The organism is uncultured Oxalicibacterium sp. (genome assembly GCF_913776015.1).
In the GTDB taxonomy this organism is placed as follows: Bacteria; Pseudomonadota; Gammaproteobacteria; order Burkholderiales; family Burkholderiaceae_D; genus Oxalicibacterium.
This window is the reverse complement of record NZ_CAJYMD010000005.1, coordinates 1-24,534: the sequence shown is the minus strand read 5'-3', so window position 1 is coordinate 24,534 and position 24,534 is coordinate 1. Positions and strand designations below refer to the sequence as shown.

At 57.6% G+C, this 24,534-nt stretch carries 20 protein-coding genes and 1 riboswitch; of the genes, 10 read left to right on the top strand and 10 right to left on the bottom strand.

What is annotated here, in order from left to right:
• The first annotated feature begins 110 nt into the window (after nt 1-110).
• Genes QZ725_RS00910 through QZ725_RS00895 form a run of 4 tightly spaced genes read left to right on the top strand, consistent with a single transcriptional unit; the run spans nt 111 to nt 4,462 of the window.
• Nucleotides 111-2,282 carry a TonB-dependent siderophore receptor gene (locus QZ725_RS00910; protein ID WP_293775608.1) on the top strand — a complete coding sequence of 724 codons (2,172 nt, stop codon included), beginning with the start codon at nt 111-113 and terminating at the stop codon, nt 2,280-2,282.
• Nucleotides 2,282-3,403, top strand: a complete 1,122-nt coding sequence (locus QZ725_RS00905) for a PepSY-associated TM helix domain-containing protein (protein ID WP_293775606.1) — start codon at nt 2,282-2,284, stop codon at nt 3,401-3,403. Before QZ725_RS00910 ends, QZ725_RS00905 begins: the two co-directional genes overlap by 1 nt.
• Nucleotides 3,396-4,136, top strand: coding sequence for a hypothetical protein (locus QZ725_RS00900; protein WP_293775605.1), 741 nt, complete (start codon nt 3,396-3,398; stop codon nt 4,134-4,136). Before QZ725_RS00905 ends, QZ725_RS00900 begins: the two co-directional genes overlap by 8 nt.
• Nucleotides 4,133-4,462: a hypothetical protein gene (locus tag QZ725_RS00895; protein WP_293775604.1), complete on the top strand. Its 330-nt coding sequence runs from the start codon at nt 4,133-4,135 to the stop codon at nt 4,460-4,462. The genes QZ725_RS00900 and QZ725_RS00895 overlap by 4 nt, the downstream gene beginning before the upstream one ends.
• Nucleotides 4,463-4,509: 47 nt before the next feature.
• Here the strand turns inward: QZ725_RS00895 and QZ725_RS00890 are convergent, their stop codons facing one another.
• The 5 genes from QZ725_RS00890 to cphA (QZ725_RS00870) all read right to left on the bottom strand — a co-directional run bounded on the left by QZ725_RS00890 (nt 4,510) and on the right by cphA (QZ725_RS00870) (nt 13,392).
• Complete coding sequence (locus QZ725_RS00890) at nt 4,510-6,870, bottom strand: EAL domain-containing protein (protein WP_293775603.1); 2,361 nt, start codon at nt 6,868-6,870, stop codon at nt 4,510-4,512.
• A gap of 14 nt (nt 6,871-6,884) precedes the next feature.
• Entirely contained in the window at nt 6,885-7,490 is a 606-nt protein-coding gene (locus tag QZ725_RS00885) for a methylamine utilization protein (protein ID WP_293775602.1), read from the bottom strand.
• Nucleotides 7,490-8,392, bottom strand: coding sequence for a DUF4394 domain-containing protein (locus tag QZ725_RS00880; RefSeq protein WP_293775601.1), 903 nt, complete (start codon nt 8,390-8,392; stop codon nt 7,490-7,492). Before QZ725_RS00880 ends, QZ725_RS00885 begins: the two co-directional genes overlap by 1 nt.
• Nucleotides 8,393-8,594: 202 nt before the next feature.
• On the bottom strand, nt 8,595-11,162 hold the full coding sequence (gene cphA / locus QZ725_RS00875; RefSeq protein WP_293775600.1) for a cyanophycin synthetase: 2,568 nt from the start codon (nt 11,160-11,162) through the stop codon (nt 8,595-8,597).
• Between the two features lie 61 nt (nt 11,163-11,223).
• On the bottom strand, nt 11,224-13,392 hold the full coding sequence (cphA, locus tag QZ725_RS00870; protein ID WP_293775598.1) for a cyanophycin synthetase: 2,169 nt from the start codon (nt 13,390-13,392) through the stop codon (nt 11,224-11,226).
• Between the two features lie 201 nt (nt 13,393-13,593).
• Between cphA (QZ725_RS00870) and QZ725_RS00865 the strand changes: the two genes are divergently transcribed.
• The 3 genes from QZ725_RS00865 (at nt 13,594) to QZ725_RS00855 (ending at nt 17,304) form a co-directional block, all read left to right on the top strand.
• Nucleotides 13,594-15,816 (top strand): ABC transporter ATP-binding protein, encoded by a 2,223-nt coding sequence (locus QZ725_RS00865; protein ID WP_293775596.1) that lies wholly within the window; start codon nt 13,594-13,596, stop codon nt 15,814-15,816.
• The gene (locus QZ725_RS00860; RefSeq protein ID WP_293775595.1) at nt 15,813-16,274 is read left to right on the top strand and encodes a DUF1854 domain-containing protein; all 462 of its coding nucleotides are present in this window, start codon (nt 15,813-15,815) and stop codon (nt 16,272-16,274) included. The genes QZ725_RS00865 and QZ725_RS00860 overlap by 4 nt, the downstream gene beginning before the upstream one ends.
• A gap of 61 nt (nt 16,275-16,335) precedes the next feature.
• On the top strand, nt 16,336-17,304 hold the full coding sequence (locus tag QZ725_RS00855; RefSeq protein ID WP_293775593.1) for a nitronate monooxygenase family protein: 969 nt from the start codon (nt 16,336-16,338) through the stop codon (nt 17,302-17,304).
• A gap of 138 nt (nt 17,305-17,442) precedes the next feature.
• Here QZ725_RS00855 and QZ725_RS00850 read toward each other — a convergent pair whose 3' ends face one another.
• Complete coding sequence (locus QZ725_RS00850; protein WP_293775591.1) at nt 17,443-18,021, bottom strand: TMEM165/GDT1 family protein; 579 nt, start codon at nt 18,019-18,021, stop codon at nt 17,443-17,445.
• A gap of 16 nt (nt 18,022-18,037) precedes the next feature.
• Nucleotides 18,038-18,216: riboswitch (yybP-ykoY riboswitch) on the bottom strand.
• Nucleotides 18,217-18,386: 170 nt separating this feature from the next.
• Between QZ725_RS00850 and QZ725_RS00845 the strand changes: the two genes are divergently transcribed.
• The gene (locus QZ725_RS00845) at nt 18,387-18,731 is read left to right on the top strand and encodes a hypothetical protein (protein WP_293775590.1); all 345 of its coding nucleotides are present in this window, start codon (nt 18,387-18,389) and stop codon (nt 18,729-18,731) included.
• 151 nt (nt 18,732-18,882) lie between these two features.
• Here QZ725_RS00845 and QZ725_RS00840 read toward each other — a convergent pair whose 3' ends face one another.
• The 3 genes from QZ725_RS00840 to QZ725_RS00830 form a co-directional block, all read right to left on the bottom strand.
• Nucleotides 18,883-19,674, bottom strand: coding sequence for a phytanoyl-CoA dioxygenase family protein (locus tag QZ725_RS00840; RefSeq protein ID WP_293775589.1), 792 nt, complete (start codon nt 19,672-19,674; stop codon nt 18,883-18,885).
• A gap of 71 nt (nt 19,675-19,745) precedes the next feature.
• A complete protein-coding gene (locus QZ725_RS00835; RefSeq protein ID WP_293775588.1) occupies nt 19,746-21,227 on the bottom strand; it encodes a diguanylate cyclase in 1,482 nt (493 codons plus the stop codon).
• 134 nt (nt 21,228-21,361) lie between these two features.
• Nucleotides 21,362-21,856, bottom strand: coding sequence for a 2,4'-dihydroxyacetophenone dioxygenase family protein (locus QZ725_RS00830; RefSeq protein ID WP_293775586.1), 495 nt, complete (start codon nt 21,854-21,856; stop codon nt 21,362-21,364).
• Between the two features lie 157 nt (nt 21,857-22,013).
• Between QZ725_RS00830 and QZ725_RS00825 the strand changes: the two genes are divergently transcribed.
• Entirely contained in the window at nt 22,014-22,847 is an 834-nt protein-coding gene (locus QZ725_RS00825) for an aldo/keto reductase (protein WP_293775584.1), read from the top strand.
• A 36-nt stretch (nt 22,848-22,883) separates the two neighbouring features.
• Here QZ725_RS00825 and QZ725_RS00820 read toward each other — a convergent pair whose 3' ends face one another.
• Nucleotides 22,884-23,465: a YigZ family protein gene (locus QZ725_RS00820; RefSeq protein WP_293775583.1), complete on the bottom strand. Its 582-nt coding sequence runs from the start codon at nt 23,463-23,465 to the stop codon at nt 22,884-22,886.
• 264 nt (nt 23,466-23,729) lie between these two features.
• Between QZ725_RS00820 and QZ725_RS00815 the strand changes: the two genes are divergently transcribed.
• The coding region (locus tag QZ725_RS00815; RefSeq protein ID WP_293775582.1) for an MCP four helix bundle domain-containing protein at nt 23,730-24,534 on the top strand (805 nt) is incomplete at its 3' end.

Genomic DNA, 24,534 nt, shown 5'->3' with positions numbered 1-24,534 from the left:
TACGGTTCCTGTCGCGAAAACAACAGTTTTATTGATCAAAGCTGACGGGAGGAGGGTGAGGTGTGATAATGCAAATCATTATCAAGTAGAAAACATCTTCTCTCCCAGTCATGTCCTCCGTTTCTTTTTCGGTGCGGCCCTCGGTGGTCGCTGTTCGTTTTGCGCTCCTCGGTTTATGCGTCATCTCTGTAGCCGCCTCGGCGCAGCAGCAAGAAAATACGCAAGCTGCCGATGTTTTGCCCGCCATCAATGTCACAAGCGAAGTGGCACCCACCCGCTTTACTGCGCAAAAAGCGACATCCAGCACCAAATCTGACAAGCCTTTGTTTGAAACGCCGCAGTCGGTATCGGTACTGACGCGTGAGTTGCTGGATACACGGCAGGTAACTACATTGAATGAAGCGCTGCAGACTTCGGCAGGCGTATCGGCCGGTGGGTTGGGGCGGCGTGGCTGGGATGACTTTACGATTCGTGGTCAGGATGCTTCCAACACGATGTATCTCGACGGCATACGGATTAGTCAGGCAAACTGGGTCGCGCAGGAAATCTTCGGTGCTGAGCAGATCGAGATTTTTAAAGGACCAGCATCCATCAGCTTCGGCCAGACGCAACCCGGCGGCATCGTCAATATCATCAGCAAACGTCCGCGTGCCGAAGCATTCAATCAGGTGGGTTTCACGTTCGGCAGTTACGGATATCGCCAAGGCACGTTCGATTTTGGCCGTCCGCTCAACTCCGAAAATGGCAAGGCAGCCTTTCGTGTGACGGGCATGGCGTCAGATAGCGATGACCAAACCGATTATGTCTGGTTCAAGAATCGCTACATTGCACCATCGATCAGTCTGGACTTCGGTTCGAGAACCGATTTCACGATTCTGGCGGCGATCAATCAACGTCAATACTTGCGTCAGCAAGGTACGCCTTATCTGGCAAGCTCGCTGGTCAACAATGGCATCAGCGTGCCACGCAGTTTCTTTACCAGTGACCCGAGCGTCGGTGCCTACGATGCAGAGCAAAAATCGATCGGCTATGCATTGACGCATCGTTTCGATTCGGGTTGGACTTTGCAGCAGAACCTGCGTTACACGGAAATGACGATGACTGGAGCGTTGGCGAATGTGACTGGTGCTGTCGTCACAAATGGTACGACTGTGACGAATGGAAATATTGCGCGTAATGTTCTGAAGCAGGATTTTTGGGAGCACGGTATCGGTGTGGATACCAATATCGAGAAGAAATTCGATCTTGGTCAGACCAAGCACAGCGTAATGCTTGGTATCGATGCAAATGAAGACCACTTGTATCGCGATACTAAGCGTTGCGTCATTAATCCAACGACAGCTACACAATTAAATATTTATAGGCCTCAATATAATAGAGCTGTTACAGGTTGCGCTTATCAGACTGCTGCTGCAGGCATTATCGATACCACGATCTCGTACGTTGCTTTTTATGCGCGGGATCAAATTCAATTGAGCGATAAATGGAGCTTGAATCTGGCCTTGCGCCATGATCGTGCTGAATTGAAAACGATTACGCCATTAAATAACACCACACGCGATCAGAAAAACAATGCGACGACAGGCAGCATTGGTGCGATGTATCAGGCAACGTCGAATGTCGCTCCTTATGTCAGCTATGCGACCTCGTTTTTACCACAAGCTGGCGCGACGATTGCTGGTGCGCTTATCAATCCTGAAAAAGGCGAACAATCCGAGATCGGTGTCAAATTTCAATCGGATGACAAGCGCTTGAATGCAGCACTCGCCTACTACGACCTGACGCGTAGAAATGTTTCACAGGCAGATGCCGTTAATACAGGCTATCAAGTTGAAATTGGCGAGCAGCGAACAAAAGGTTACGAGGCTGAATTTAATGCAGATTTGAATAATGGTTGGAATTTGCTTGGAACGCTATCGATACTGGATGGTAAGGTTACAAAAGACGTCAACAGCAGCTACGTCGGTCAAAACTTGTCCAACGTCCCGCGCCGTTCAGCCAGCATCCTTGCAAATTATCGTTTCAGCGGCGCCATGCAAGGCTGGGGCGCAGGTGCAGGGTTGCGTCATGAAAGCAGAAAGTCTGCTTTGGGCATCAACTACACGGTCCCCGGCTACACCGTTGCCGATGCCAATATCAGCTATCAAGGTCAGGGCTATCGGATTCAGTTGAACGTCAAGAACCTGTTCGACAAGGAATACTATGCTGGTGTGTTCAATGCCAATGTCGTTCCCCTCGGCGACCCACGAACCATTATGCTGAAAACTGTCTTCGATTTCTGATGGCTGCATCGCGTCGTACCCTAGTCATTCTCTACGCCTTGCATTCATGGGCGGGGATTGTGACCGGGTTGTTGCTCTTTATCGTGTGTTTCTCCGGTTCGGTGGTCGTGTTCAAGAACGAAATCGATCTCTGGGCCAATCCTTCCTTGCGGGCCTTACCGCATGTTGCGCAACTGGTTGGCCCCGATCTGGTACTCAAAAATCTGGCTGAGCGGTATCCGGGTAGCAAGCCAGAAAGTTTGTGGTATCCCGATACCATCAATCCGGCATGGATGGCATTCATCAAGCCGGCCGACAAGCCGGAGCGGATGAAGATTGCGGTGCGCGCCGATACGGGTGAGGTCATCGGTCCGGTCGATAGCGAGCTCGGGCAATTCTTCCGCATGATTCATGTGTTCCTGTTCTTCGGGCCGCGCTGGATCGTCGGTTTTCTCGGCGTGGCGATGTTCTTCCTGATCGTGTCGGGCTTCGTCATTCACCGCAAGATTCTCAAGGAACTGTTCACCGTGCGTTGGCGCAAGAGCTTGCGCGTGACGGGTTCCGATTTGCACAAGAGTCTGGGCATCTGGGGACTGGTGTTTCATCTAATGATTGCGTTTACCGGTGCATGGCTGGGGCTGACGCCGGTGTTCGAGCGTGCCTACAGTTACGTCAGCGGCAGTGGCGGTGCACGGCCGGCAGCGATGAAGATGCGTGACAAGATGGCGGAGCAGCCAGCGCGTGCCGTGTCGATCAACGCATTGTTGCAGCAGGCGCAGCAGGACATGCCCGGTTTGCAGCCGAATCGGATTGCCTTGCGCGATACCGGCAAGCCGAATGCCAGCGTGATCCTGCTCGGTCCGGTCGATGATTTGTGGTTCAGCAATGCGCGCGTCACGTATCAGGGCGGCAAGCTCAAGGAGAAAAACGATCCACGGCAGAATGGTTTCTGGAGCCAGTTCAACGGCTTGATGGAACCGCTGCATTTCGGCGATTACGGCGGCATCGTGATGAAGTGGCTGTATTTTCTGATCGGTTTGAGTCCGGCACTGCTTTCATTGAGCGGTACCCTGTTGTGGATGGAGCGCCGCAAGCTCAAGCAGCGTAATCGCGCGGTTGCAGCCGGAGCGCAGCATGTTTGAACGGCTCATGACGGGTTTGCACGCATCGCTGGTTGCCGCCTTCGCCGTGCTGGCAACGGCAGCGGTCATGCTGGGGCGTGGTTTCGAATTGCTTGCGGCAACCGGCGGCATGGGCGCATGGTGGTTCATCGCGGCATGGCTATTGTTGAGTGCGATGATTGCCGTTCTACCCGAGGCGATCGTGCGATGGAAAGCCGGCCTTCGCATCACGGCAATCGCCTTGGTTGTGACGGCGCTGGCCGGCTTGCGGCAGGACGTGCCGCTCGCGGTGGAAATGAGCGTTTCGCTGATCGTACTGGCGGCATTGCTGCTATTTGCCGCAAGTCGTTTGCAGGCACGGGTGCTGAAGAAGATCAATCGTCCGCAAGCCGCCGTTACGGTCGCAAGAACGGCGACCGATTGGCCGCGCCGTCTGTCATGGTGGGTGCTTGCGCTCTGCATGCTCGAAGCGTTCCGGCTTTCGCATCTCGGTATTGGGGATCAGCAAAAGGCCATCGGTTGCCTAGGCATGCTGATTGCGTTCTTCGTAATGCTGCCATCCCTGTCGGTTTCGACCTGGTATCCGCGTCTGGCATCGGCCTGCTGGCTGTTATCGGCGGTATTCTTGGCAGGTGTTGCATGGACCTCATCAAACATCAGCAGTGCTGGTGGGACTGTGCTAGTGGCAATGTGTGCGAGCCTGCTGTGGTTTGCGGTACGGCAAGACACCGACAAAAGCGAGTTGCCGCAATGAATGCTGCGCTGGGTTTTATTTTGTTGGCATGCAGCGGTGTCGCTTGCTGGTTCGCAGGCAGCGAAACGCGAGCCGGTGATCACGCGAATCTACCAACATGGTTACGCGTACATGGTCGCCGACTGGCAGTGATGCTAGCGGTCTTGCAATTGGGCTTGTCGGTGCCACTCTTGGGTGTAGCTATCGGCCCGCTACTGCTTTGTCTGGCATGGATGGTGATTGGCAATGTCTTCGTGGCATGCGTGAATGCTTGGCCACAGCGAACGATACAGGCAGGTTTGTTTGCGCTGGTTCCGGCAGTCGTGTTGATTCTTGCAAGCCTCTGATCAAGAAGCATCGATCTGTATGAATGTGTCAGCCCGGTTTGATTCGCTCAGGCCGAATGGGTGTTCGCAAAGGTGCGGTAGGTGGTCGCCCAGTTTTCCCGCCATGTATTGAACTGTGCGGCGGGAATCGGTCTGGAAATGAAGTATCCCTGCGCCTCGTCGCAGCGCAGCTCGGCCAGTCGGTCCAGCAAGCTGCGACTTTCCACACCTTCAGCAACGACCGACAGTCCCAGATTGTGTGCGAGATCAATGGTCGAGCGAACGATTTTGGCATCGCTGGCATCGGTTTCCATTCCCATGACAAATGACTTGTCGATCTTCAGTTCATGCACTGGCAGGCGCTTCAGGTAGGCTAGGGAGGAGAAGCCGGTACCAAAGTCGTCGATCGAAAGCTTGAAGCCCTGTTTCGCCAATCGTTCCAGTGTGGCTTCGGCACGTTGCACATCATCCATGATGGCGCTTTCCGTGATTTCGAGTGAAAACGCATCGGCTGTGACGTTCTTGCTTTGCATGATGGCGAGCAGGCGTTCCGGCAGATTGATATCCATCAGATCACGGGTCGAGAGATTGATGGCGATGCGGAAGCTGCCGGTTGCCGGTTGCAGGTCGTGCCAGAGTTCGGCCGCCGTTTCAAACATCCAGATCGTAAGCTCCCTGACGAAGCCGGTTTGCTCGGCAAACGGGATGAACTCCATGGGCGGCACCATGCCACGTTGCGGATGTTCCCAGCGGATGAGTGCTTCGGCCGCCACCACTTCGCCGGTCATCGTGTCGATCTTGGGTTGCAGAAAGAGGCGCAGTTCATTGTTGAGCAGGGCGTGGCGCAAATTACCAAGCAGCGACAGGGTTTGTGCGCTCGTCGAATCCAGCGATGGCGTATAAAACAGTACATCCACGATCTTGTTCTTGGCCGCGCGCAAGGCGATCTCGGAACGGCTACGCAACAGCTCTGCCTCGGCAGCATCCTGTGGCCAGCAAGCCCCGCCCATCCGCGCATGCAGATCGACGGTTTGTCCATTGAGCGCCAGGGGCGTCTCGAACGCCATGCCAATGTTTCTGGCAACTTCGGTCGCGACGAGCGCATCGGCATTCGTCAGCAGGAGCGCAAACTCGTCTCCCCCGACGCGCGCAACCATGTCTTGAGCCGAATGGATCTGTTGTTGCAACCGATTGGCGACGGCGCGTAGCAACTCGTCGCCAAAGTCATATCCCATGACGTCGTTGACATGCTTGAAGCGATCGAGATTCAAGGTCAGGACCACCAAGGGCGTGGCACTGGCCAGGTTTGCCAAGATGGCCTGCTCCAGCGCTAGCCGGAATTGCTCGCGGTTGGGCAAGCCTGTCAGGCGATCCCAGTAAGCAAGGCGACGAATCTCTTCCTGCTGCGTGGCGATACTGCTGCGCATGCTGTCGAATGCGCGGGCCAGAGAGCCCACTTCATCGCCGCGTGTGGTTCCTGCGACCGAAACGTTGAACCGGCCCTTTTCGAGCGCTTGTGCCAGGCTGGTGAGTTCCTTGATCGGGCGTGTGACCCAGCTCGCGGCGCGCTGGCTACCGAATGCAAACAGCACGACGCCCAGCAAGGTGATCAACCCCAGCATCCACTGCAGCTTGAAGAAGGGCGCGGATGCCTCGGCAATGGATTTGAGCAGAACGAGTCGGGGCGTTTCTGCATCACTATCGTCGCCGAGACGCACATAGTGCGTCACCAGCATGCCCTCGTCTGTATCGATTTCGGGCGCACCAAGTTGCAGCGCCTGTCGCAACGTCCGATCCGGATCCGGCAAGGTACCGATATCCTGGTAGCGATCCGCATCACTGGCAGGGGAGAGCAGGAAGGCATGCGAACCGGACAGGCGGTGCAGCGCGTCCAGCAAGGGCTGCGCCACAGGAAAGCCCATTAACACCCAGCCGACGATATGTGGTGCATGCACCGGCACCATCACGAACTGATAGAGATTGCCGTGCAGAGCCGCAATCATCCCCATGTCTTCACTATGTGACAGAGATAAGCTGATACGCCGCAAGGCGGCAGTCGACTGCGTATCCACCGTCCGGTTGCCAGTGACGACGCTGAATTCGGGATCGAGCAGGATGGCAAGGGTGGCACCGATACGATCACCACCGTTCTCCAGCGCGGACGCAATGGTCGTTTTGTCTTCGGTGGTGACGGCCTCGCGGAAACCGTAATCTGCAGCCAGCACGATCGACGCTTCGCGCAGGCGGCGCGCGTTCTCGGTCAGCAATTGCAGCCAGACACGTTCTGCCACCATGAGATCGGACTGAATCTGATTGCGTACCTGGCGTTCGATGGCCACGCGGACCGCCCAGTAGCTGGTCGCCTGCACCACTAACAGGATGAGCAGCATGACCGCGACAATGCGGGTCGCCAGGCTCACATGGTTCATTTGCCGGGCCAGTCTCATTTCCGCAGCTTTTTCAGAGAGACGGTCTGGGTCTTGTTGTTGCCATCGACCTGGATTGCCTGTGACTGGGGTTGCGCGCTGTTGATCAACCGGCTGTGCCACACGCGCAAGGTGCTGGCGGCGGTCGGCAGATCATGCAGGCTGACTTTTCCTTCCTCATTCGTGAGGCCGTAAAAAGGGGTATCGACCACGAGGAGATAGCCAATCATCTGGTCGTGAATATTGCAACCCAGGACTACCGCACCGGGCTGATCGAAAACGACGGGCTCAAGCGGCGTGCCCACGTAAAGCTTGAGTTCGAACCGTTTGGCAGATGAAAACGAATAGACGTGGTGACGCACGCTATCCATGTTGGGGAAGGACACGGCGGTACCGGTGGTGACGACCAGCAGCGCAGGCACAAAGCGGAGGTCCTTTTGCGCCACCTGCACGCCCGTGAGCGGTTTGACCATCCGCTTTGCCGGAGCCGAGTCGAGAAAAACCACGGCATCCGGCAAGGGCTTGCCGCTGTCATCCAGCACAGTGACATCGAGTGAGCCAGCCAGTGTCGCTCCCGCCGTCAGGCTGCAGAACAGAGCCATCAGACGGGAAAGCAGGCGCATCATGGTTCGATGGCAAGTCCGGTCAGCACTTCGCCGCGACCAATGATCCCCAGTACCGTGGCCTGGCCGGTTTGCAGGTTGAGGCGATACAGGCGGGTTTGCGGGATGGCGTCGGTACGGATCGCGGCGAGCGGGATATTGTCGATGTCAGAGATATCGAACGAGGCATCCTGCACCTGGCCGATACCAAGCATGCCGACGGTCGTTAGCAGCCCCAGATTCGGAGACACCACGGGCTGCGCGTTTTCCAGCGAGCCCTGCATGACGAGCGTACCTTGGGTGCGATCGATCGCGTAGTTCGTGGTCACCTTGGGATTCTGCTGATTGTACGTATAGCCTGCGGCAACGATGTCGGGCTTCTTGCCTGCGTTGATATCGTTAGGGACGTATTGCAGCACCGGATCAGTCTGTATCCCTTCCATGGCCGGATCGAAATCGACCAGTACCCCGGTGTCGGGATGCAAACGCAGATTCTGCCCCGCCGGGGAAACGACGCGGATGCGATCCGCCGCCGGATTGAAGTCGAAGCCCATGACGCGTCCTGGCAGGGCAAGGGCACCGGTACCGACGGCCTGCAGTTCCCCTGTCGCCGTATTGATGGTCACCAGGCGGCCACTTTGAGTCAGGCCGAAGAGAACGCCGCGTGAGACACGGTAATCAATGCCGACGAGGGCATCGTTGGCTGCGAGTCCCTTGAGTGCCTTGCGTTGCAGGATACGATTGGGCGCGGCGGCATTGAACTGAATCAGTTCATTAGACTCGGTGACAGCCCACACCGACGCCGGCAAGGCAGGGCGTGCGGGTAAGGTGGTCTGGGCCAGGCTGGTGCCCGCCATGCTTGCACTGAGACAGGCGGACAAAAGAAGGCGGCGCGCGAACAAACGATGTTTTTTGCTCTTCATGATCTCTCCTCGGAAGCGTTGAATGCGGCAATGCCCCTGCTCAGCGGTCGGACGCCGCCTATCAAGGAATTCTACCCAAGCGACATTGGTTTGCCGATCGCTGAATCGTTAAATGGTGTAAAACGTGCCGTCCACAAAGCGAAATCGGCGTGTCTGTCTGAAACAGGACACGCCGATTGATCAAAAAGGCGACGGTGATTCGTTAAGCCGCCACACGCGAGGCAATGTGAGCCAGGGCTTCTTCCACCTGATCGACCAGAATCAGGCACAGGTCACCAGACTTTAGCTTTGACAGTGCGGTATCGATGGCGAGGAACTCGCCGCGAATTTCATCGATCGACTGCGTGCGCTTGGCCTTGGCCAGTCCTTCGCGCAGCAGCTTGACGACTTCGCCATCGGCACGGCCACGCTGACATTGATCTTCGTACAGGATCACGTCATCGAATGCATCGCCGAGGATTTCGGTCTGGCGGCGAATGTCGTCATCGCGACGATCGCCGGCACCGCTGATGACGACCGAGCGGCGTTTCGACGGCAGCGATTCGACCGCGCGTGTCAGCGCTTCGATGGCATCCGGGTTGTGGCCGTAATCGGCAATCACGGTTGCGCCCATGTGGGTGAAGACATTGAAGCGGCCCGGCGTGGTGTCGGCACCGTTGCTGAACGTGCGCAGACCTTCGAGCACAATTTCCCAGTCGATGCCCAGACCCCAGACGGCACCAATGGCAGCCATTGCGTTTTCGATCTGGAAGCCGATCAGGCCGTTGAGCGTGATTGGAATGTCGGCCAGACGGATGCGATGTTCAAAGCTACCTTCGGCGGCAACGATGTGACCGTTCTCGATGAATAGGACACGGTTGCCTTGTGCACGATGCAGCGCCAGCACCGGTTGCTTGACGTCTTGTGCAAAGAAGGTCACGCGGCCTGGGCTGCTGGAGGCCATGTTGGCAACCATCGCATCGGCAGCATTGAGCACTGCCATGCCGGCGGTCGAGACGTTTTGCACGATCACGCGCTTGACGATGGCGAGGTCTTCGACGGTGGTGATGAAGTTCAGGCCAAGGTGATCGCCGACGCCGATATTGGTAACAACCGCTACATCACAACGGTCGAAACCCAAACCTTCACGCAAGATGCCGCCGCGTGCGGTTTCAAAAACTGCCGCATCGACGCGTGGATGCATGAGTACGTTGCGTGCGCTGTGTGGGCCGCTGCAATCGCCGGTATCGATACGCTGGTTCTCGATATAGACACCATCGGTCGAGGTCATGCCGACGCGGTATTTGTTGCACGTCAGGATGTGGCCGATCAGGCGCGTGGTCGTGGTCTTGCCGTTGGTGCCGGCGACGGCCACGGTTGGAATGCGACCATCGTCGCCTTCCTTGAACATGGTCGAGATAATGGCTTCGCCGACCTGACGGCCTTTGCCGAACGATGGCTTGATGTGCATGCGCAAGCCGGGTGCGGCGTTGACTTCCACTACGCCACCGCCTTGCTCTTCCATCGTCTTCAACACGGTTTCACAGACGATATCGACGCCGCAAATATCGAGGCCGATCATTTGTGCTGCTTCGACGGCGCGTGCCGCCAGTTCAGGATGCACGTCGTCGGTCACATCGGTGGCGGTACCGCCGGTGGACAGGTTGGCGTTGTTGCGCAGCAGTACCGGCGTGCCCTTGGCCGGCACGCTGTTGATCGTGTAGCCTTGTTTTTCAACCGTGGCAACGCCGATGCTGTCGAGGCGAATCTTGGTCAGCGGCGTGGCATGGCCGTCGCCGCGCAATGGATCCTGATTGACGATGGCAACCAGTTCTGCAATCGTGTGTTCGCCATCGCCGATGACTTCCGGCGGCGTGCGGCGTGCGGCAGCGACGAGTTGCTTGCCGACCACCAGCAGACGGTAATCCTGGCCTGGCAGGAAGCGCTCGATCACCACGTCTTCGCAAATCGCGAACGCTTCGGCAAAGGCGGTGCGCACTTCATCTTCCGTCTTCATGTTGACGGCGACGCCCTTGCCCTGATTGCCGTCACGTGGCTTGATGACGACCGGTGCGCCGATTTCTTGCGCTGCCGCCCACGCGTCGTCGGCAGTGGAAACCGAACGGCCATCCGGTACCGGCACGCCAGCGGCGGCCAGCAGGGTTTTGGTCATTTCCTTGTCCTGCGCCAGCGATTCTGAAATCGCGCTGGTGAAGCCGGTTTCGGCAGCCTGAATGCGGCGCTGTTTGCTGCCCCAGCCAAACTGCACCATGCTGCCTTCGGTCAGGCGGCGGAAGGGAATGCCACGTGCGATGGCGGCATCGACGATCGAGCCGGTCGATGGGCCAAGGCGTACATCTTCATCGAGTTCGCGCAGCGATGCCAGTGCGGTTGCCAGATTGAACAGCGTATCGTTGAGCGCAGCCTGGCACAGTTCGAACGCCAGTTCGAGTGCGCGGCGGCCGACGGCTTCTTCGGTGTAGGCGACGATCACCTGATAGGTGCCGGTCTCCACCGTCTGCACGGTACGGCTGAAGGTGACCGGGCAGCCAGCCTGCAATTGCAGGCACAGCGCAGCGGATTCCAGTGCATCGGCCATCGAAAATTGCGGACCCGGACGAGCGGTTTCCAGAAATTTGATTTCCGGGAAGCGGGCGCGCAGCCTTTCTTCGAAACCTGGCAGCAGGGCGATGTTCTGCTCTTCCGGCGTGCAGGTCACGATGGCTTCGATGGAGGTATGACGACTCCACAGATTGGGGCCGCGCAGCGCGCGGACGCGAGAGATTTCCATTTTCCTTGGTCCTTGTCTTGAGCCGTCCGGCTCGTTGTCTCTTTTATCGTTGTTGTATGGTTCAGGCCGGCGAGTGCTCGGCTTGTTTTGCAAAACTTTCTAGACCGGCGCGGATCAGGTCGTTGCCGATGCCGAGTGCCCAGGCCGTGGCGACCGCGGACAGAACTGCCAGTTGCTCGGCCGCTGTGCGGTCGGCTTCCGGCAGCAGGATGCGGGATTCCGTCGCATCCGCCAGCACGACTTCATCGCCATCCAGATACACAGCGCGACCGCCGGTGCCGCGATGCGCGACGATAACCGGCGATTGTGCCGATGTGGCGACGAACGTGACCGCGCCATCGCACAGCGGTGCCAGTTCAGCCACGCGTGGGTCATCGGCATTCAGGATCGCCGTGCCGCTTGGCAGCACCACATCGACCTGCGTGCGGATCACGCGCGTCATCTGGTCGGCATCGTTGACGTAGAAGGTTGGCAAGACATCGTCTTCGGCGATGTCGGTGACGACACCAACGTCGCACCAGTCGTAAGCGAGCCCTTCGGACAGAATGGTCTTTGCGCCGTTTTCGAAAACCGCGGCTTCGACCATGCGGTTGAGCAAGACCTGGCGCTTGCGCTCCCAGTTGTCGGAAGGGCGGTTGTTGACTTGGCGCTGGCGGAAGAACAGGCCATCGCGGCACGCCAGGCCCACATAGTTGCCTTGCAGGTGCAGCAGCCACGCAACCAGACGCGCCGTCAGCGTGGTGCCGTTGGAGCCGGTGATGCCGACGATCGGGATGCGGCCGTTCTTGTCTTCCTTGAACAGATGATCGACGATCGCCTTGCCGACCGGGCGGGCTTCGCCATCGGCCGGTTTCAGATGCATGTTGAGGCCGGGGCCGGCGTTCACTTCGACAATCGCGCCGCCCTGTTCGGCCAGCGGACGCGAAATGTCTTCAACCACGAGGTCGATGCCAGCGATATCCAGACCGACGATCTGTGCTGCCAGCGATGCCATTTCAGCCACGTTTGGATGCACCAGATCGGTCACATCGCACGAGACGTTGCCGTTGCGCTGCACCAGCACGCGTACGCCATCGGCTGGCACGGATTCGGTCGTGTAGCCCTGGCGTTCGAGTTGCAGCAGCACCGGACGTGGATCGTCGGCGGGATCGGTCAGGATCAGGTTCAGCGGATGCGCTTCGCTGCTGCCACGGCGCGGATCGCTGTTGAGCTGGCTGTTGATCAGTTGCATGACCGTGGATTGGCCGTCGCCGGTAATCCAGGCTTCTTCGCCACGCGCTGCGGCGACCAGCTTGCCACCGACGATCAGCAGGCGATGTTCCTGCCCGCGGATGAAGCGCTCGACGATGACGTCGCTGCTTTCCTGTTCGGCCAGCGCGTAGGCGGCGCGGACTTCGGCTTCGGTGTTCAGATTGGTCGACACGCCACGGCCGTGGTTGCCGTCGAGCGGTTTGACGACGACGGGCAGGCCAATGCTCTCGGCGGCTTCCCAAGCTGCTTCAGCGGAATCGACGATGCTGCCTTCCGGAACCGGGACGCCGCAGGACTCCAGCAGCGTCTTGGTCAGTTCCTTATCGCGCGAGATGGTTTCGGCGATGGCGCTGGTTTCATCGGTTTCGGCGGTCCAGATGCGGCGCTGGCTGGCGCCATAACCCAATTGTACGAGGTTGCCGGAAGACAGGCGGATCGACGGAATCTTGCGTTCTGCCGCAGCTTCGACGATAGCTGCGGTGCTCGGGCCGAGGGCAACCGATTCCAGAATGTCACGCAAATGATCGACCGTGCCTTGCACGTCGAACGGCTTGTCTTCGATGGCGGCCATCACGAGGTCGCGCGCGGCGACCAGCGCGGCGCGGCTGACTTCTTCGTGACGGGCGCGCACGACCACCTTGTAGACACCGCGCTTGCAGGTTTCGCGTGCCTTGCCGAAACCACTTTGCATGCCGGCAAGATTTTGCAGCTCGATCATCACGTGTTCCATGATGTGACCGGGCCAGGTGCCTTCGCGCAGGCGCATCAGGAAGCCGCCGCGCTCGCCGACACCGCAATGATGCTCGATCAGCGTTGGCAGGAACGCCGTCAGGCGTTCATAAAAACCGGGAATGGTGTTGGAAGGAAAGTCTTCCAGATCGTTGATGTCTACCCATGCCTCCAATGCCGGACGGTAGGTCCAGATATTGGGTCCCCGCAGATGCAGGACATCGAGAATATCGATGGTTTTATTGTTCATTTTTTAACGTTAAAAGGTGAGACTGCAGAAAATACGGCTTCTCAAGGGTGCAATAACGCACAGACGCTGCTTTGGTTTACATGTTTACGGAATATTTTCGACTGTGGCGAAATGGCTGCAACAAGAGGAAATGCAGGGGCTATACTGGCCGCCTTTTTTGCTAGAACGGGCATTTTTGCCTCAGGGAAAACACACTTTCCAATGAATACTGCTCCTGTGCCGTTATCGTCCCTTCATGGATTCGTGCCGGCGTCCGGCGAAGCCGTGCTGGCGCGCCTGACGCTGGATCTCGATGCCAATCTGCAATTCGTGCGTGGGGATGTCATCCTGACCACGCAACGCCTGCTGGCGCGTGCCGGCGAGGCGGGTGGGTGGCAGGAATGGCCGTTGCGGGCCGAGTTGACCATGCGCCACCACGATCATGCGGGTGTCGGTACGCTCGAGTTGCACGATCAGTCGGGACGATTGGCTGCGTGGCGTTACACGCTGGGCCGCAATCCTGAAGCCCTGCAACTGATCACACAGTTCGAAAAACGTCAGGCCGCACTGGCCGGCGCTGAGCCGGAACACGAAGAACCGGCAGACAAGGATGATGAAGACGGTGATCTCATCGGCGGCAATGTCGAGGAAAAATCGCCTTCCACCGCTTCGCTGTTTCGCCTCTGGCGTTTCGCCAAACCGTATCGCGGGCAATTGTTGCTGGGCTTCCTGCTGACGCTCGCTTCGACCGCCGCTACGCTGGTGCCGCCGTACATGACGATGCCCTTGATGGATAACGTGCTGATTCCGTACCAGAACGGCACGCCGCTCGACATGCAACTGGTCACGCTGTACCTGGGCGGGCTGTTCCTCGCGGCGCTGGTGGCATGGGGCTTGGGTTGGGCCAAGACCTACATCCTGGCGCTGGTGTCCGAACGCATCGGTGCCGATCTGCGCACGACGACGTACGAACATCTGCTGCGTCTGTCGTTGCAGTATTTCGGCGGCAAGCGCACCGGCGATCTGATGACGCGTATTGGTTCCGAAACCGACCGTATCTGCGTCTTCCTCTCGCTGCATCTGCTGGATTTTTTCACCGATATCCTGATGATCGCGATGACGGCTGCGATTCTGGTGTCGATCAATCCATGGTTGGCGCTGGTGACCTTGCTGCCCTTGCCATTCATCGCCTGGATGATCCATGTGGTGCGCGACAAGTTGCGCAACGGCTTTGAAAAAATCGATCGCATCTGGTCGCAAGTGACCAACGTGCTGGCTGATACGATTCCGGGTATTCGCGTGGTCAAGGCGTTCGCGCAGGAAAAGCGCGAAGCCGCGCGTTTCCGAGATGCGAACCAGCACAACCTGCTGGTCAATGACCGTGTCAACAAAGTGTGGTCGCTGTTCACACCGACTGTCACCTTCCTGACCGAAATCGGTTTGCTGGTGGTCTGGGCATTCGGCATTTGGCAAGTCTCGCGTGGCAGCATCACGGTCGGTGTCCTGACGGCGTTTCTTGCCTACATCAGCCGGTTCTATACGCGTCTCGATTCGATGAGCCGGATCGTTTCCGTCACGCAAAAAGCAGCGACCGGCGCCAAGCGCATTTTCGATATTCTCGACCACGTCTCGTCGGTGCCGGAGCCGGCGAATCCGGTGCCAATGAAAAAGGTCGAAGGACGCATCACGATTCGCGATATCGGTTTCCGTTATGGCAATCGTGCAGTGATTCGCGGTCTTGATCTCGATATCAAACCGGGCGAAATGATCGGCTTGGTCGGCCACAGCGGTTCGGGCAAGAGTACGCTGGTCAATCTGATCTGCCGCTTCTACGATATTTCGCAGGGCAGCATCATGGTCGATGGCGTCGATATTCGCGCCATTTCTATTCCTGAATATCGTCGCAATATCGGTCTCGTGCTGCAGGAGCCATTCCTGTTCTTCGGCACGATTGCCGACAACATCGCCTATGGCAAGCCGGATGCGACGCGTACCGAAATCATCGCGGCGGCGCGTGCGGCAAATGCGCATGAATTCATCCTGCGTTTGCCACATGGTTACGATTCGATGGTAGGTGAACGCGGGCAAACCTTGTCGGGCGGCGAGCGCCAGCGTATTTCGATTGCGCGTGCGCTGCTGATCAATCCGCACATCCTGATCATGGACGAAGCGACGTCGGCAGTGGATACCACCACCGAACGCGAAATCCAGAAAGCGCTCGACAATCTCGTCAAGGGCCGTACCACGATCGCGATTGCGCACCGCTTGTCCACCTTGCGCCGTGCCGATCGCATCGTCGTCATGGATCGCGGCCATATCGTCGAAATCGGTTCGCATGACGAACTGCTCGAACGTCAGGGCGCGTACTACACGCTGTATCAGGCGCAACAGCGTCAGGCTGCCGAAGCAGAAATGCTCGGCATTCCCAAAGGAGACGAAGCATGATGCCGTTCATCTTGCGCCGTGATGCATTCGGCAAACTCATTTGCGAGATCGACGGACAGGTGCACGAAGGCGTGGTGCCGGTACGCGCTTTCCCGATTGCCGCCCCCGAAGAAGGCATCGCACTGGTTGGTGCCGAAGGGCATGAGCTGGTCTGGCTCGAACGGCTGGAAGAAGTCTCGCTCGACGCGCAGCAACTGATTCGCGAAGAACTCGCCAGTCGCGAATTCCTGCCGGAAATCAGCCGCATCAAGCACGTGTCGGCATTCGCCACGCCGAGCACCTGGCAGGTCGCCACCGATCGAGGCGATGCGACTCTGATCCTAAAGGGCGAAGAAGACATTCGTCGCATCGGCGATGTCTCGCTGCTGATCGCCGACGCGCATGGTGTGCAATACTTGATTCGCGATCTGCACAAGCTGGATAAACCGAGCCGCAAGATGCTCGACCGCTTCCTGTAACCATCGTCACCGTCGATGTTGTCCCGGCGTGACGATTGACAACGCGCCGAGGAGACCATTGATGTCGCGACCCCTTCCTGCTGCTTTACAAAATCTGGCGCTGCCCGTGATTGCAGCGCCGATGTTCATCGCCAGCGGCCCGCAACTCGTGCTGGCGCAATGCAAGGCGGGCATCGTCGGTTCCTTTCCCGCGCTTAATGCACGTCCGGCCGAGATGCTCGATACCTGGCTGACGTATATCCAGACCGAGCTGGCTGCTCATCGCGCAGCGCATCCTGATGCGGCCGTCGGGCCGATTGCGGTGAACCAGATCGTGCATCAGTCGAATGCGCGCCTTGCGCATGATGTGGAAGTCTGTGTGCGTCACCGTGTGCCAATCATCATCTCTTCCTTGCGCGCACCGCCTACTGAAATGCTGGATGCGATTCATAGTTATGGCGGTATCGTGCTGCATGATGTGATCTCGTTGCGGCATGCGGAGAAGGCGCTGGAAGCCGGTGTGGATGGCCTGATTCTGGTTGCAGCCGGCGCAGGCGGCCATGCAGGTACGCTGTCGCCGTTCGCGCTGGTCGGCGAAGTGCGCAAGCGCTACGACGGCCCACTGATTCTTTCAGGCGCGATTGCCAGTGGCGATGCAATTCTTGCAGTGCAGGCAATGGGTGCGGACCTGGCCTACATCGGCTCGCGCTGGCTGGCGACACCGGAAGCGAATATCGGTGATGCCTATCGGCAGGGTTTGCTCGATGCAGCGGCGGCCGATGTGATCTACAGCAATCTGTTCACCGGCGTGCACGGTAATTACCTGCGCCAGTCAATTCTCAATGCGGGGCTCGATCCCGACAATCTGCCGAGCGCGGACAAGTCGAAACTCGATTTCGGTTCGGGCGGCAACACGGGTGCCAAGGCATGGCGCGATATCTGGGGCGCGGGGCAGGGCGTGGGATTAATCGATGCCATCGAGCCGGTGGCCGATATTGTCGAGCGTTTCAAGCGGGAATACGCGGCGGCAAGGGCGCGTTTGCAACTCTGAGCATGATTGCGGATGCAGTTGACATGCGCCCAGGTCGCGTCCGTTGCCGGCGCGGCCTGTGTTGCATCAAAGCTTTGGGACCAAATGGCTAGGCTGATCTAAGCAGCCTAGCCTGGAAAGTAAACTTGGGAATTCGGCTTAGAAGCCGAAACGTGCACCGGCGCCGAGCAGCGTCGCTACGCCCAGAATCGCAAAGATCGCTGCAGCGATGCGATGTACCAGCTTGACCGGCATCTTGCCGGCAATGCGATCACCCAGATACACGGCAGGTGCATTCGCCAGCATCATGCCGAAAGTGGTACCTGCTACGACCCACAGGAAGGAATCGAATTTTGCCGCTAGCGCTACGGTGGCGATCTGCGTCTTGTCGCCCATTTCGGCGAGGAAGAAGGCGATGAAGGTCGTCAGGAAAACGCCGAATTTCGCGAATTTTTCATCTTCGTTTTCATCGATCTTGTCGGGAATCAGGATCCACCCCGCCATCGCGATGAAGGAAATGCCCAGTATCCAGCGCATGGTTTCCGGCCCCAGCATGCTGGTCAGCCAGGTGCCAATGGCTGCCGCAAAGGCGTGATTGAACAGCGTGGCGGCCAGAATGGCGGCAACGATGGGCAAGGGCTTGCGAAATTTTGCGGCGAGGAGAAACGCGAGGAGTTGGGTCTTGTCGCCGATTTCTGCGAGGGCAACGACGCCGGTTGAAACGAGAAATGCTTCCATGGTGAATAACTTTCCGGGCCGGATGACGAATACCAGGATCAAACGGCGACCCCGGCCACTTCCGGTCGCAATTTGATCCATGGTCTCGCCAAGTCTTTCGACCATCTGCACCATGGCCATGTGGGCCAAATGTGTTGATACAGATTTTCCTGGGGGACAGGAAACGGCTACTCCCCAAAGTTCAGGCCGCATCTTAACAGACTTCGTCGCGGCAAGTGTGAAGGTTTCGTGACATCGCAGCTTTGTGCGGCATCTCACCTTATCCCGCAGGTGTGGCAAATGGGGGGGAATTTAATGCGGGTATGGCGGTTCTATTCTTTATGCAGGAGTGAAAACCTCTTGCCCTATTCATTCAGGAGGACGCAATGAGCGCAAAAGAAAAGAATGCCGCAAACCAGCAAACCACCATGCCTGAAACGCAGGTTTCCACCACGAAACGACATGATGATCGGCAAGGAGTAAGTAGCCGCGGGGACAGTCATGACTCCTCGCCACGTCTGCCGCATGAACATGATGAATCCTTCGATAGCCAGAAAAGCGGTCCGCGCGATGACATTCGACAGGCGCACGCCGATATCGAAAGCGGTCAAATCGACACCGATCGCCGTGGCATGCCTGGGGTGGAAGAAGTGCATCGCGATGATCATGATGCAACACAGAAAGCCTTGCCGGAGTCGGCGCGTAAGCCATCGAGCACGCCCAAGGACTGATGCTGAATTCACTCCTTGTGGTGAGTTGGTTTTAGTCAGGAAAGGCTGGCGTTGGATGCGCCAGCCTTGGTAAAACGTGACTGGATATGTGAAATTTCGTCATCCCGGCTTAACGTGTGAGTTGTCCGATCACCTAGGTTTAAATTCCAACTCAATCCGACAGTCGTATGTCCGCCAATGCTGCCGAGCGTGTTCCCGCGACCGGTTGGTTGCTGCAGCCGTGGTACACGAATGCCACCGAGGTTTTCACGACGTTCGACGTATTGACGCCGGCAGCGTGGAACAGGTGGCTGTGAAAGAACACCACATCGCCTTGCTGCAATTGGACTGGCACGCCTTGTGCGAACAGTTTGGCATTGGCTGGGTGATCCGGCCGCAGGAAGAGCAGGTCGTCGAGTTGCTCACGGGGTATGGCCAGCCGATGCGAGCCAGGGATGAAGCGTAAACCACCATTGGCGCTGGTTTCTTCGCCCAATGCCAGCCACACACACACCAAGTCGGGGTGCGTAAACGACCAGTAGCGAATGTCACGATGCCAGCCTGTGGCGGTGCCGTAACGGGGATGTTTGGTCATCACACAGTTGTGATGCGCGAGCGTCAGGCACACGGGCTCGTTCACGAGTTGACGTACCTTATCGACGATGCGTGGATCCTCAGCCCATTCACGAAAGCAATCATCCCGATCGTAGGCGCCACGCAGGCGGCGCACCGTTTTGCCGCCTTCGGCCTCGAGTGAGGCGGGCGCGCCTTCGTAGCCTAGCTCTGCTTCATACTCGAGTGGTGGTACAGCTTGTTGCAACTGACGCGACGCGACTTCCAGCATGTGCGTGCAGGCTGCCGGGTCCAGCATGGCGCGGAAGACAAGGAAACCATCGCGTTCGAAACGGGCGATCTCTTCGGCAGAGAGCGCCGCAGCGGGCGTGGCGGCGGGGTAGGTAGACATGGCAATCGGCAGGGCTGTGCCCAAAGAATCAAGTGTATCGCTGTTTGGTCTGCAGGGCTTCCTAGTCGACGTTATGCGTCGTTTTGCTTGTGGGTGTTGAGCGAAACATTGACGCGGTTGCGACCTTCTCGCTTGGCTTCATACAGTGCCTTGTCGGCACGTGCGAAGAAGGTTTGCAGCTGTTCGCGCGCACTGTATTGCGTTACGCCGAGGCTGATGCTGACTGAAACTGGCTGGCCATCGACGACGAAACGATGTGCGGCAATTGTCTGCCGCAGTTTTTCAGCCAGCGTATGTGCCTGTTCGAGCGGACAGTCCTTGAGCAGGATCAGGAATTCCTCGCCCCCCCAACGCGTGATGATATCGCTTTCGCGCAGGGCTTTGCGTGCCAGTTCGGCGATCTGCTGCAGCACGTGGTCGCCGACCAGATGACCATGATTGTCGTTGACGGTCTTGAAGAAATCGATGTCGAACAGAATGGCGCACATCGGCGTGCTGCGACGCTCGCTATCCAGTACCGCTTGGCGAAACACGAGTTCGAATGCCTGGCGGTTCAACAAACCCGTCAGCGCATCGGTGCCGGCGATTTGCTGCAAGCGCGTCTGATAGCGATTCACGGCGAACAGCGTGAGAACCAGGATCAGAATCGAGACGATGGCACTGATGGCGATACTGATAGCCAGCATGCGACGCACGGGTTGGACATCTTCGGCAATGGTTTGCTCGACCAGCAGATACCAGTCGAGTTCGGGAATGAACCGCGAACTCAGCAGCACGGTTTCACCGTTGCGTGTGTATTCGAGGCTGGTTGGCTTGACGTCGTGGTTCAGAATGTCGCGTGCGACGGCAGAAATGCCCGGCAGGTCGCCGATGTGTCCGCGTACATTGCGCATCGCTCTACCCGACAACATGATCTGACCTTCGCGGTCAATAAAGTAGACGGTACGATGAAAGCGCGTTTGATAGCTGTCGAGAAACTCGGCCATGGTATCCAGCGTCAAGCCGACACCAGCCGCACCGATGAAATTGCCACGATAGTCGAGTACACGATGATTGAGGAAGATGGTCATTGCGTCACGATTGGCCATGTCGATATCGACATTGATCTCGTACTCGTTCTTCATCTCGCGTACGCGGAAATACCAGACGTCGCGATGTTCATTCGGATCGACAGTTTTGAGCATGCCATCGGCGTAGTAGTAGTGATGCGTGCGATCGGAAACGAGGAAGGCGGTAATCATCCCGTACTTCTGTTTGACCTCCTTCAGATAGCGCACGATCTGTGTCTGTTCGGCTTCGCCGTTCAGAATCCAGTCGCGCAGGAAAGTATCGCTGGACATCAGGGAAGAGATGAAGGCGGGGCGCAGCAGGTCTTTTTGGATTTCGGAATAGATGTTGTCGCTGGTCAGTGGCAGCGATTGCTCGACGACGTTCTGGCGGATCGTATCGCGCGAAACGATGTAGCTGCCGGTGATGGTGGTCAGGAAGCCGATGATCAGCAAGCCGCAGATCCAGCCAAGCAGACGATATTTTTCCGAAGAGAGGCGGCGCATTGCTCAGTCAATAAGGGCAGCCGACGCGAATGGCCATTGCAGGCAGCGGGCGTGGTGCGGTTGTTCGAGGCGCATTGATGGCCGCATTATAGCGGCGTCGCTGCAATGTTTTGGCATGTATTGCTTCAGCACATTCAGCGCGATTCGCTTGGTGCAGTGGCATCCAGATTGGTCGGCACATAGTTGTTGCCGGCGGCATTCCATTTGTCGACGTGCCATTTCCAGCCGACACGGCCGGTCAGGTTCCCGCCTTCGTCCAGCCCTTCTACCGGGCCGTGGAAAATCGCGAACATCATGGCGCCGTTCGGGCTGACTGGTTGGTGCACGGCACCATCGCTTTCCCACAGATAGGTGCCGGCATTGAAGGGATGCTCGGGGTCGTCGCGGTAATGAAAGCCGCCTTCCAGCATGTAGCCTTCGACGGCGCCGATATGCCGATGGATCGGTGCCTGCGCACCGGGTTCGAACTTGATCATCAACGTGAAGCGGCCGCTTGCCGCATCGGCATGCAACAGTTTGAAATAGGCGCCGGGCATGGCCCAGGGCAGCCATTCCATGTCGCCGGGATGACAGGTATGCAGGGTGCCGGAATCAGGCACACGCGGTGCGGAAAGAGGAGCGGAAGTCATGACGAACGGTCGAGCGTGAGCAAAAGTGCAATTACGTATAATCGGACATCCGCGGTCGCGGGGCCGTGCCGTATTGTAAGGCATGCCTTATTTTGCAGATTGCCGCGCGACCCTCCTGTCCGCAATCGGTTGCGGGCATGTTACAAGAAAGGACATCATGCGCACCACCAAACTGCCTTCGGGTGTATCCGTTCCCGTTCTTGGTCAGGGCACCTGGTACATGGGCGATCATCCAAGTCGTCGTGCGGCCGAGATTGCCACGCTGCGTGAGGGACTCGATCTCGGCATGACATTGGTCGATACGGCCGAGATGTATGGCGACGGTTTATCGGAAGAACTGGTCGGTGAAGCGATCAAGGGACGACGCGACGACGTCTTCCTCGTCAGCAAGGTATTGCCGAGCAATGCCTCGCGCAACGGCACGATCGCCGCTTGCGAACGCAGCTTGCGTCGTCTGGGTACCGATTGCATCGATCTGTATTTATTGCACTGGCGCGGCCGTACGCCGTTTGCCGAGACGATCGCTGCCTTCGAGCAATTGCAGGATGCGGGCAAGATCAAGCACTGGGGCGTCAGCAATATGGATGTACGCGACATGCAGGAAATCGATCGTGCAGCCGGGGGCGAGGCGATTGCCACCAATCAGGTGCTGTACAACCTGACGCGGCGTGGCATCGAATTCGATTTATTGCCTCAGGCGCAGAAGCGCAAGTTGCCGCTGATGGCCTATTCGCCGATCGAGCAGGGCAGCCTTGCGCATTATCCGGAATTGCAGGACATCGCCGATCGACACTATGCGACACCTGCGCAGGTCGCCTTGGCATGGGTGCTGCGACAGGAAGGTGTGATTGCGATTCCGAAAGCCTCTTCCGTCGAGCATGTACGCGAAAATCGCGCGGCGCTCGATCTCGTGTTGACGCAGGAAGATCTGGACGAACTCGATGCCGCTTTCCCACCACCGGATGGCCCGGAACCGCTTGAAATGATTTGATGAGGACATGCCTGTTCAGGCCTTCCTCGTTATTCATTACTCGACGATCTGCAAGCCGCCGCGCAGCAGATCGTTCGCCTCTTCGCAAAATGCCGTGACGCGACTGACCTTGATTCTGATCGTCAGGCGCACGGCATCGGCATAATCCGCCTGCACGATCTCCGCACCTTCTCGCTCGACGTAGTGACGCAAGGTCGATTCATCGGCAAATGGCACGATCAATTGCCGTTCGCACATCGGCTCTACGGGAAAGAGCACCGCTTCCTTGCTGGCTTCCGAAATCGCTTGCCCGTAAGCGCGTGTCAGTCCGCCAGCGCCGAGCTTGATGCCGCCCCAGTAGCGCACCACCACTGCCAGTACATTGAACAGCTGCTTGTGCACGAGTACGTTGTACATCGGCCGCGCCGCCGTGCCCGATGGTTCACCGTCATCGTCAAGCCCCGAATCACCATCACAGATCAGCACCCAGCAAAAATGCACGGCACCAGGATGTGCAGCACGCAACGCGGCTAGTTGCGCCATCGCTTGCGCACGTGAGGTGACGGGATACAGTTGGCCGATGAAGCGGCTTTTCTTGATTTCTATCTCGTTCGAAACGAGGTGGGCCAACTGATACATGAAGGGGGAAGATTTCTATGGAAGAAGCAAGGATGCAAGCATAACGTGAAAACCATGATCGACTAATCCCTGCATGCGATCTGACACGTTAGGCGTATATCGATTAAACATCCCATATCCATGGGATGTTTATATGGGGTGGCCCCGCCTACGATGCATAACCTAGTTTCTCTTAGGTAAGAATTACAAAAAAAGTGTTTCGCGGGGTAAAGTTTTTTTTAACATTTACGTTTACCTTCACATCTTCTTCACCGCCCAGGCATCATGAAAAATCTCAAAATCGGTCACCGATTGGCACTCAGCTTCGGTTGTGTCGTTGCCATTCTAGTTGCGCTTGCTGTAATCGCCTTTACTCGTATTGCTTTGCTGGATGACGGCATTTCGATGCTCATTGATAACCGATACCCCAAGACGGTTCAGGCGCATACGATCAAGGATTCGCTGAACGAAACCGCACGGAGCACGCGCAACGCGTTGCTCATGACTAACAAAAAACAGATACAGGCTGAACTTGATAACGTCAATCGATTGTCGGGCATCATCAGTTCAACACTCGAGGCGCTCGACAAGACGATTGCCAATCCTCAGGCGCGTACCTACATGAATGCCTTGCTGGAGTCGCGAGCGAAGTTTCTGCCTTTGAAAGATCGCTTCATTGCAGCCGTGCAGGATGGTCGTACAGAGGAAGCGGCACAAATCATGTTCGACGAATTGCGTCCGGCGCAACTTCTCTACATGGAGAATCTCGACAAGATGATCGAGATTCAGAGCACCCTGATGCATAAGGCGGGTGAAGAAGCGCATGCCGAAGCAGCACGCGCCAAGCAAATGTTGATCGGCTTGTCGATCGCCGCCGTGCTGTTGAGCATCTTGTTTGGCTTCCTAGCCACGCGGAGCATCACACGTCCGTTGAACGAAGCCGTTGGTCTAGCGGAGAAGGTAGCCGCAGGCGACCTGACCGGCAACATCGTTGTTGCCAGCAAGGATGAAACCGGCCAATTGCTGCAAGCATTGAAAGACATGAACGAGAGCCTGGTGCGCATCGTCTCGCAAGTGCGCACCGGTACCG

Excerpts from the sequence above, each read along its gene's own strand:
- QZ725_RS00910 (WP_293775608.1), top strand. The coding sequence starts at position 111 with ATGTCCTCCGTTTCTTTTTCGGTGCGGCCCTCGGTGGTCGCTGTTCGT.
- QZ725_RS00905 (WP_293775606.1), top strand. The coding sequence starts at position 2,282 with ATGGCTGCATCGCGTCGTACCCTAGTCATTCTCTACGCCTTGCATTCA.
- QZ725_RS00900 (WP_293775605.1), top strand. The coding sequence starts at position 3,396 with ATGTTTGAACGGCTCATGACGGGTTTGCACGCATCGCTGGTTGCCGCC.
- QZ725_RS00895 (WP_293775604.1), top strand. The coding sequence starts at position 4,133 with ATGAATGCTGCGCTGGGTTTTATTTTGTTGGCATGCAGCGGTGTCGCT.
- QZ725_RS00890 (WP_293775603.1), bottom strand. The coding sequence starts at position 6,870 with ATGAACCATGTGAGCCTGGCGACCCGCATTGTCGCGGTCATGCTGCTC.
- QZ725_RS00885 (WP_293775602.1), bottom strand. The coding sequence starts at position 7,490 with ATGCGCCTGCTTTCCCGTCTGATGGCTCTGTTCTGCAGCCTGACGGCG.
- QZ725_RS00880 (WP_293775601.1), bottom strand. The coding sequence starts at position 8,392 with ATGAAGAGCAAAAAACATCGTTTGTTCGCGCGCCGCCTTCTTTTGTCC.
- cphA (WP_293775600.1), bottom strand. The coding sequence starts at position 11,162 with ATGGAAATCTCTCGCGTCCGCGCGCTGCGCGGCCCCAATCTGTGGAGT.
- cphA (WP_293775598.1), bottom strand. The coding sequence starts at position 13,392 with ATGAACAATAAAACCATCGATATTCTCGATGTCCTGCATCTGCGGGGA.
- QZ725_RS00865 (WP_293775596.1), top strand. The coding sequence starts at position 13,594 with ATGAATACTGCTCCTGTGCCGTTATCGTCCCTTCATGGATTCGTGCCG.
- QZ725_RS00860 (WP_293775595.1), top strand. The coding sequence starts at position 15,813 with ATGATGCCGTTCATCTTGCGCCGTGATGCATTCGGCAAACTCATTTGC.
- QZ725_RS00855 (WP_293775593.1), top strand. The coding sequence starts at position 16,336 with ATGTCGCGACCCCTTCCTGCTGCTTTACAAAATCTGGCGCTGCCCGTG.
- QZ725_RS00850 (WP_293775591.1), bottom strand. The coding sequence starts at position 18,021 with ATGGAAGCATTTCTCGTTTCAACCGGCGTCGTTGCCCTCGCAGAAATC.
- QZ725_RS00845 (WP_293775590.1), top strand. The coding sequence starts at position 18,387 with ATGAGCGCAAAAGAAAAGAATGCCGCAAACCAGCAAACCACCATGCCT.
- QZ725_RS00840 (WP_293775589.1), bottom strand. The coding sequence starts at position 19,674 with ATGTCTACCTACCCCGCCGCCACGCCCGCTGCGGCGCTCTCTGCCGAA.
- QZ725_RS00835 (WP_293775588.1), bottom strand. The coding sequence starts at position 21,227 with ATGCGCCGCCTCTCTTCGGAAAAATATCGTCTGCTTGGCTGGATCTGC.
- QZ725_RS00830 (WP_293775586.1), bottom strand. The coding sequence starts at position 21,856 with ATGACTTCCGCTCCTCTTTCCGCACCGCGTGTGCCTGATTCCGGCACC.
- QZ725_RS00825 (WP_293775584.1), top strand. The coding sequence starts at position 22,014 with ATGCGCACCACCAAACTGCCTTCGGGTGTATCCGTTCCCGTTCTTGGT.
- QZ725_RS00820 (WP_293775583.1), bottom strand. The coding sequence starts at position 23,465 with ATGTATCAGTTGGCCCACCTCGTTTCGAACGAGATAGAAATCAAGAAA.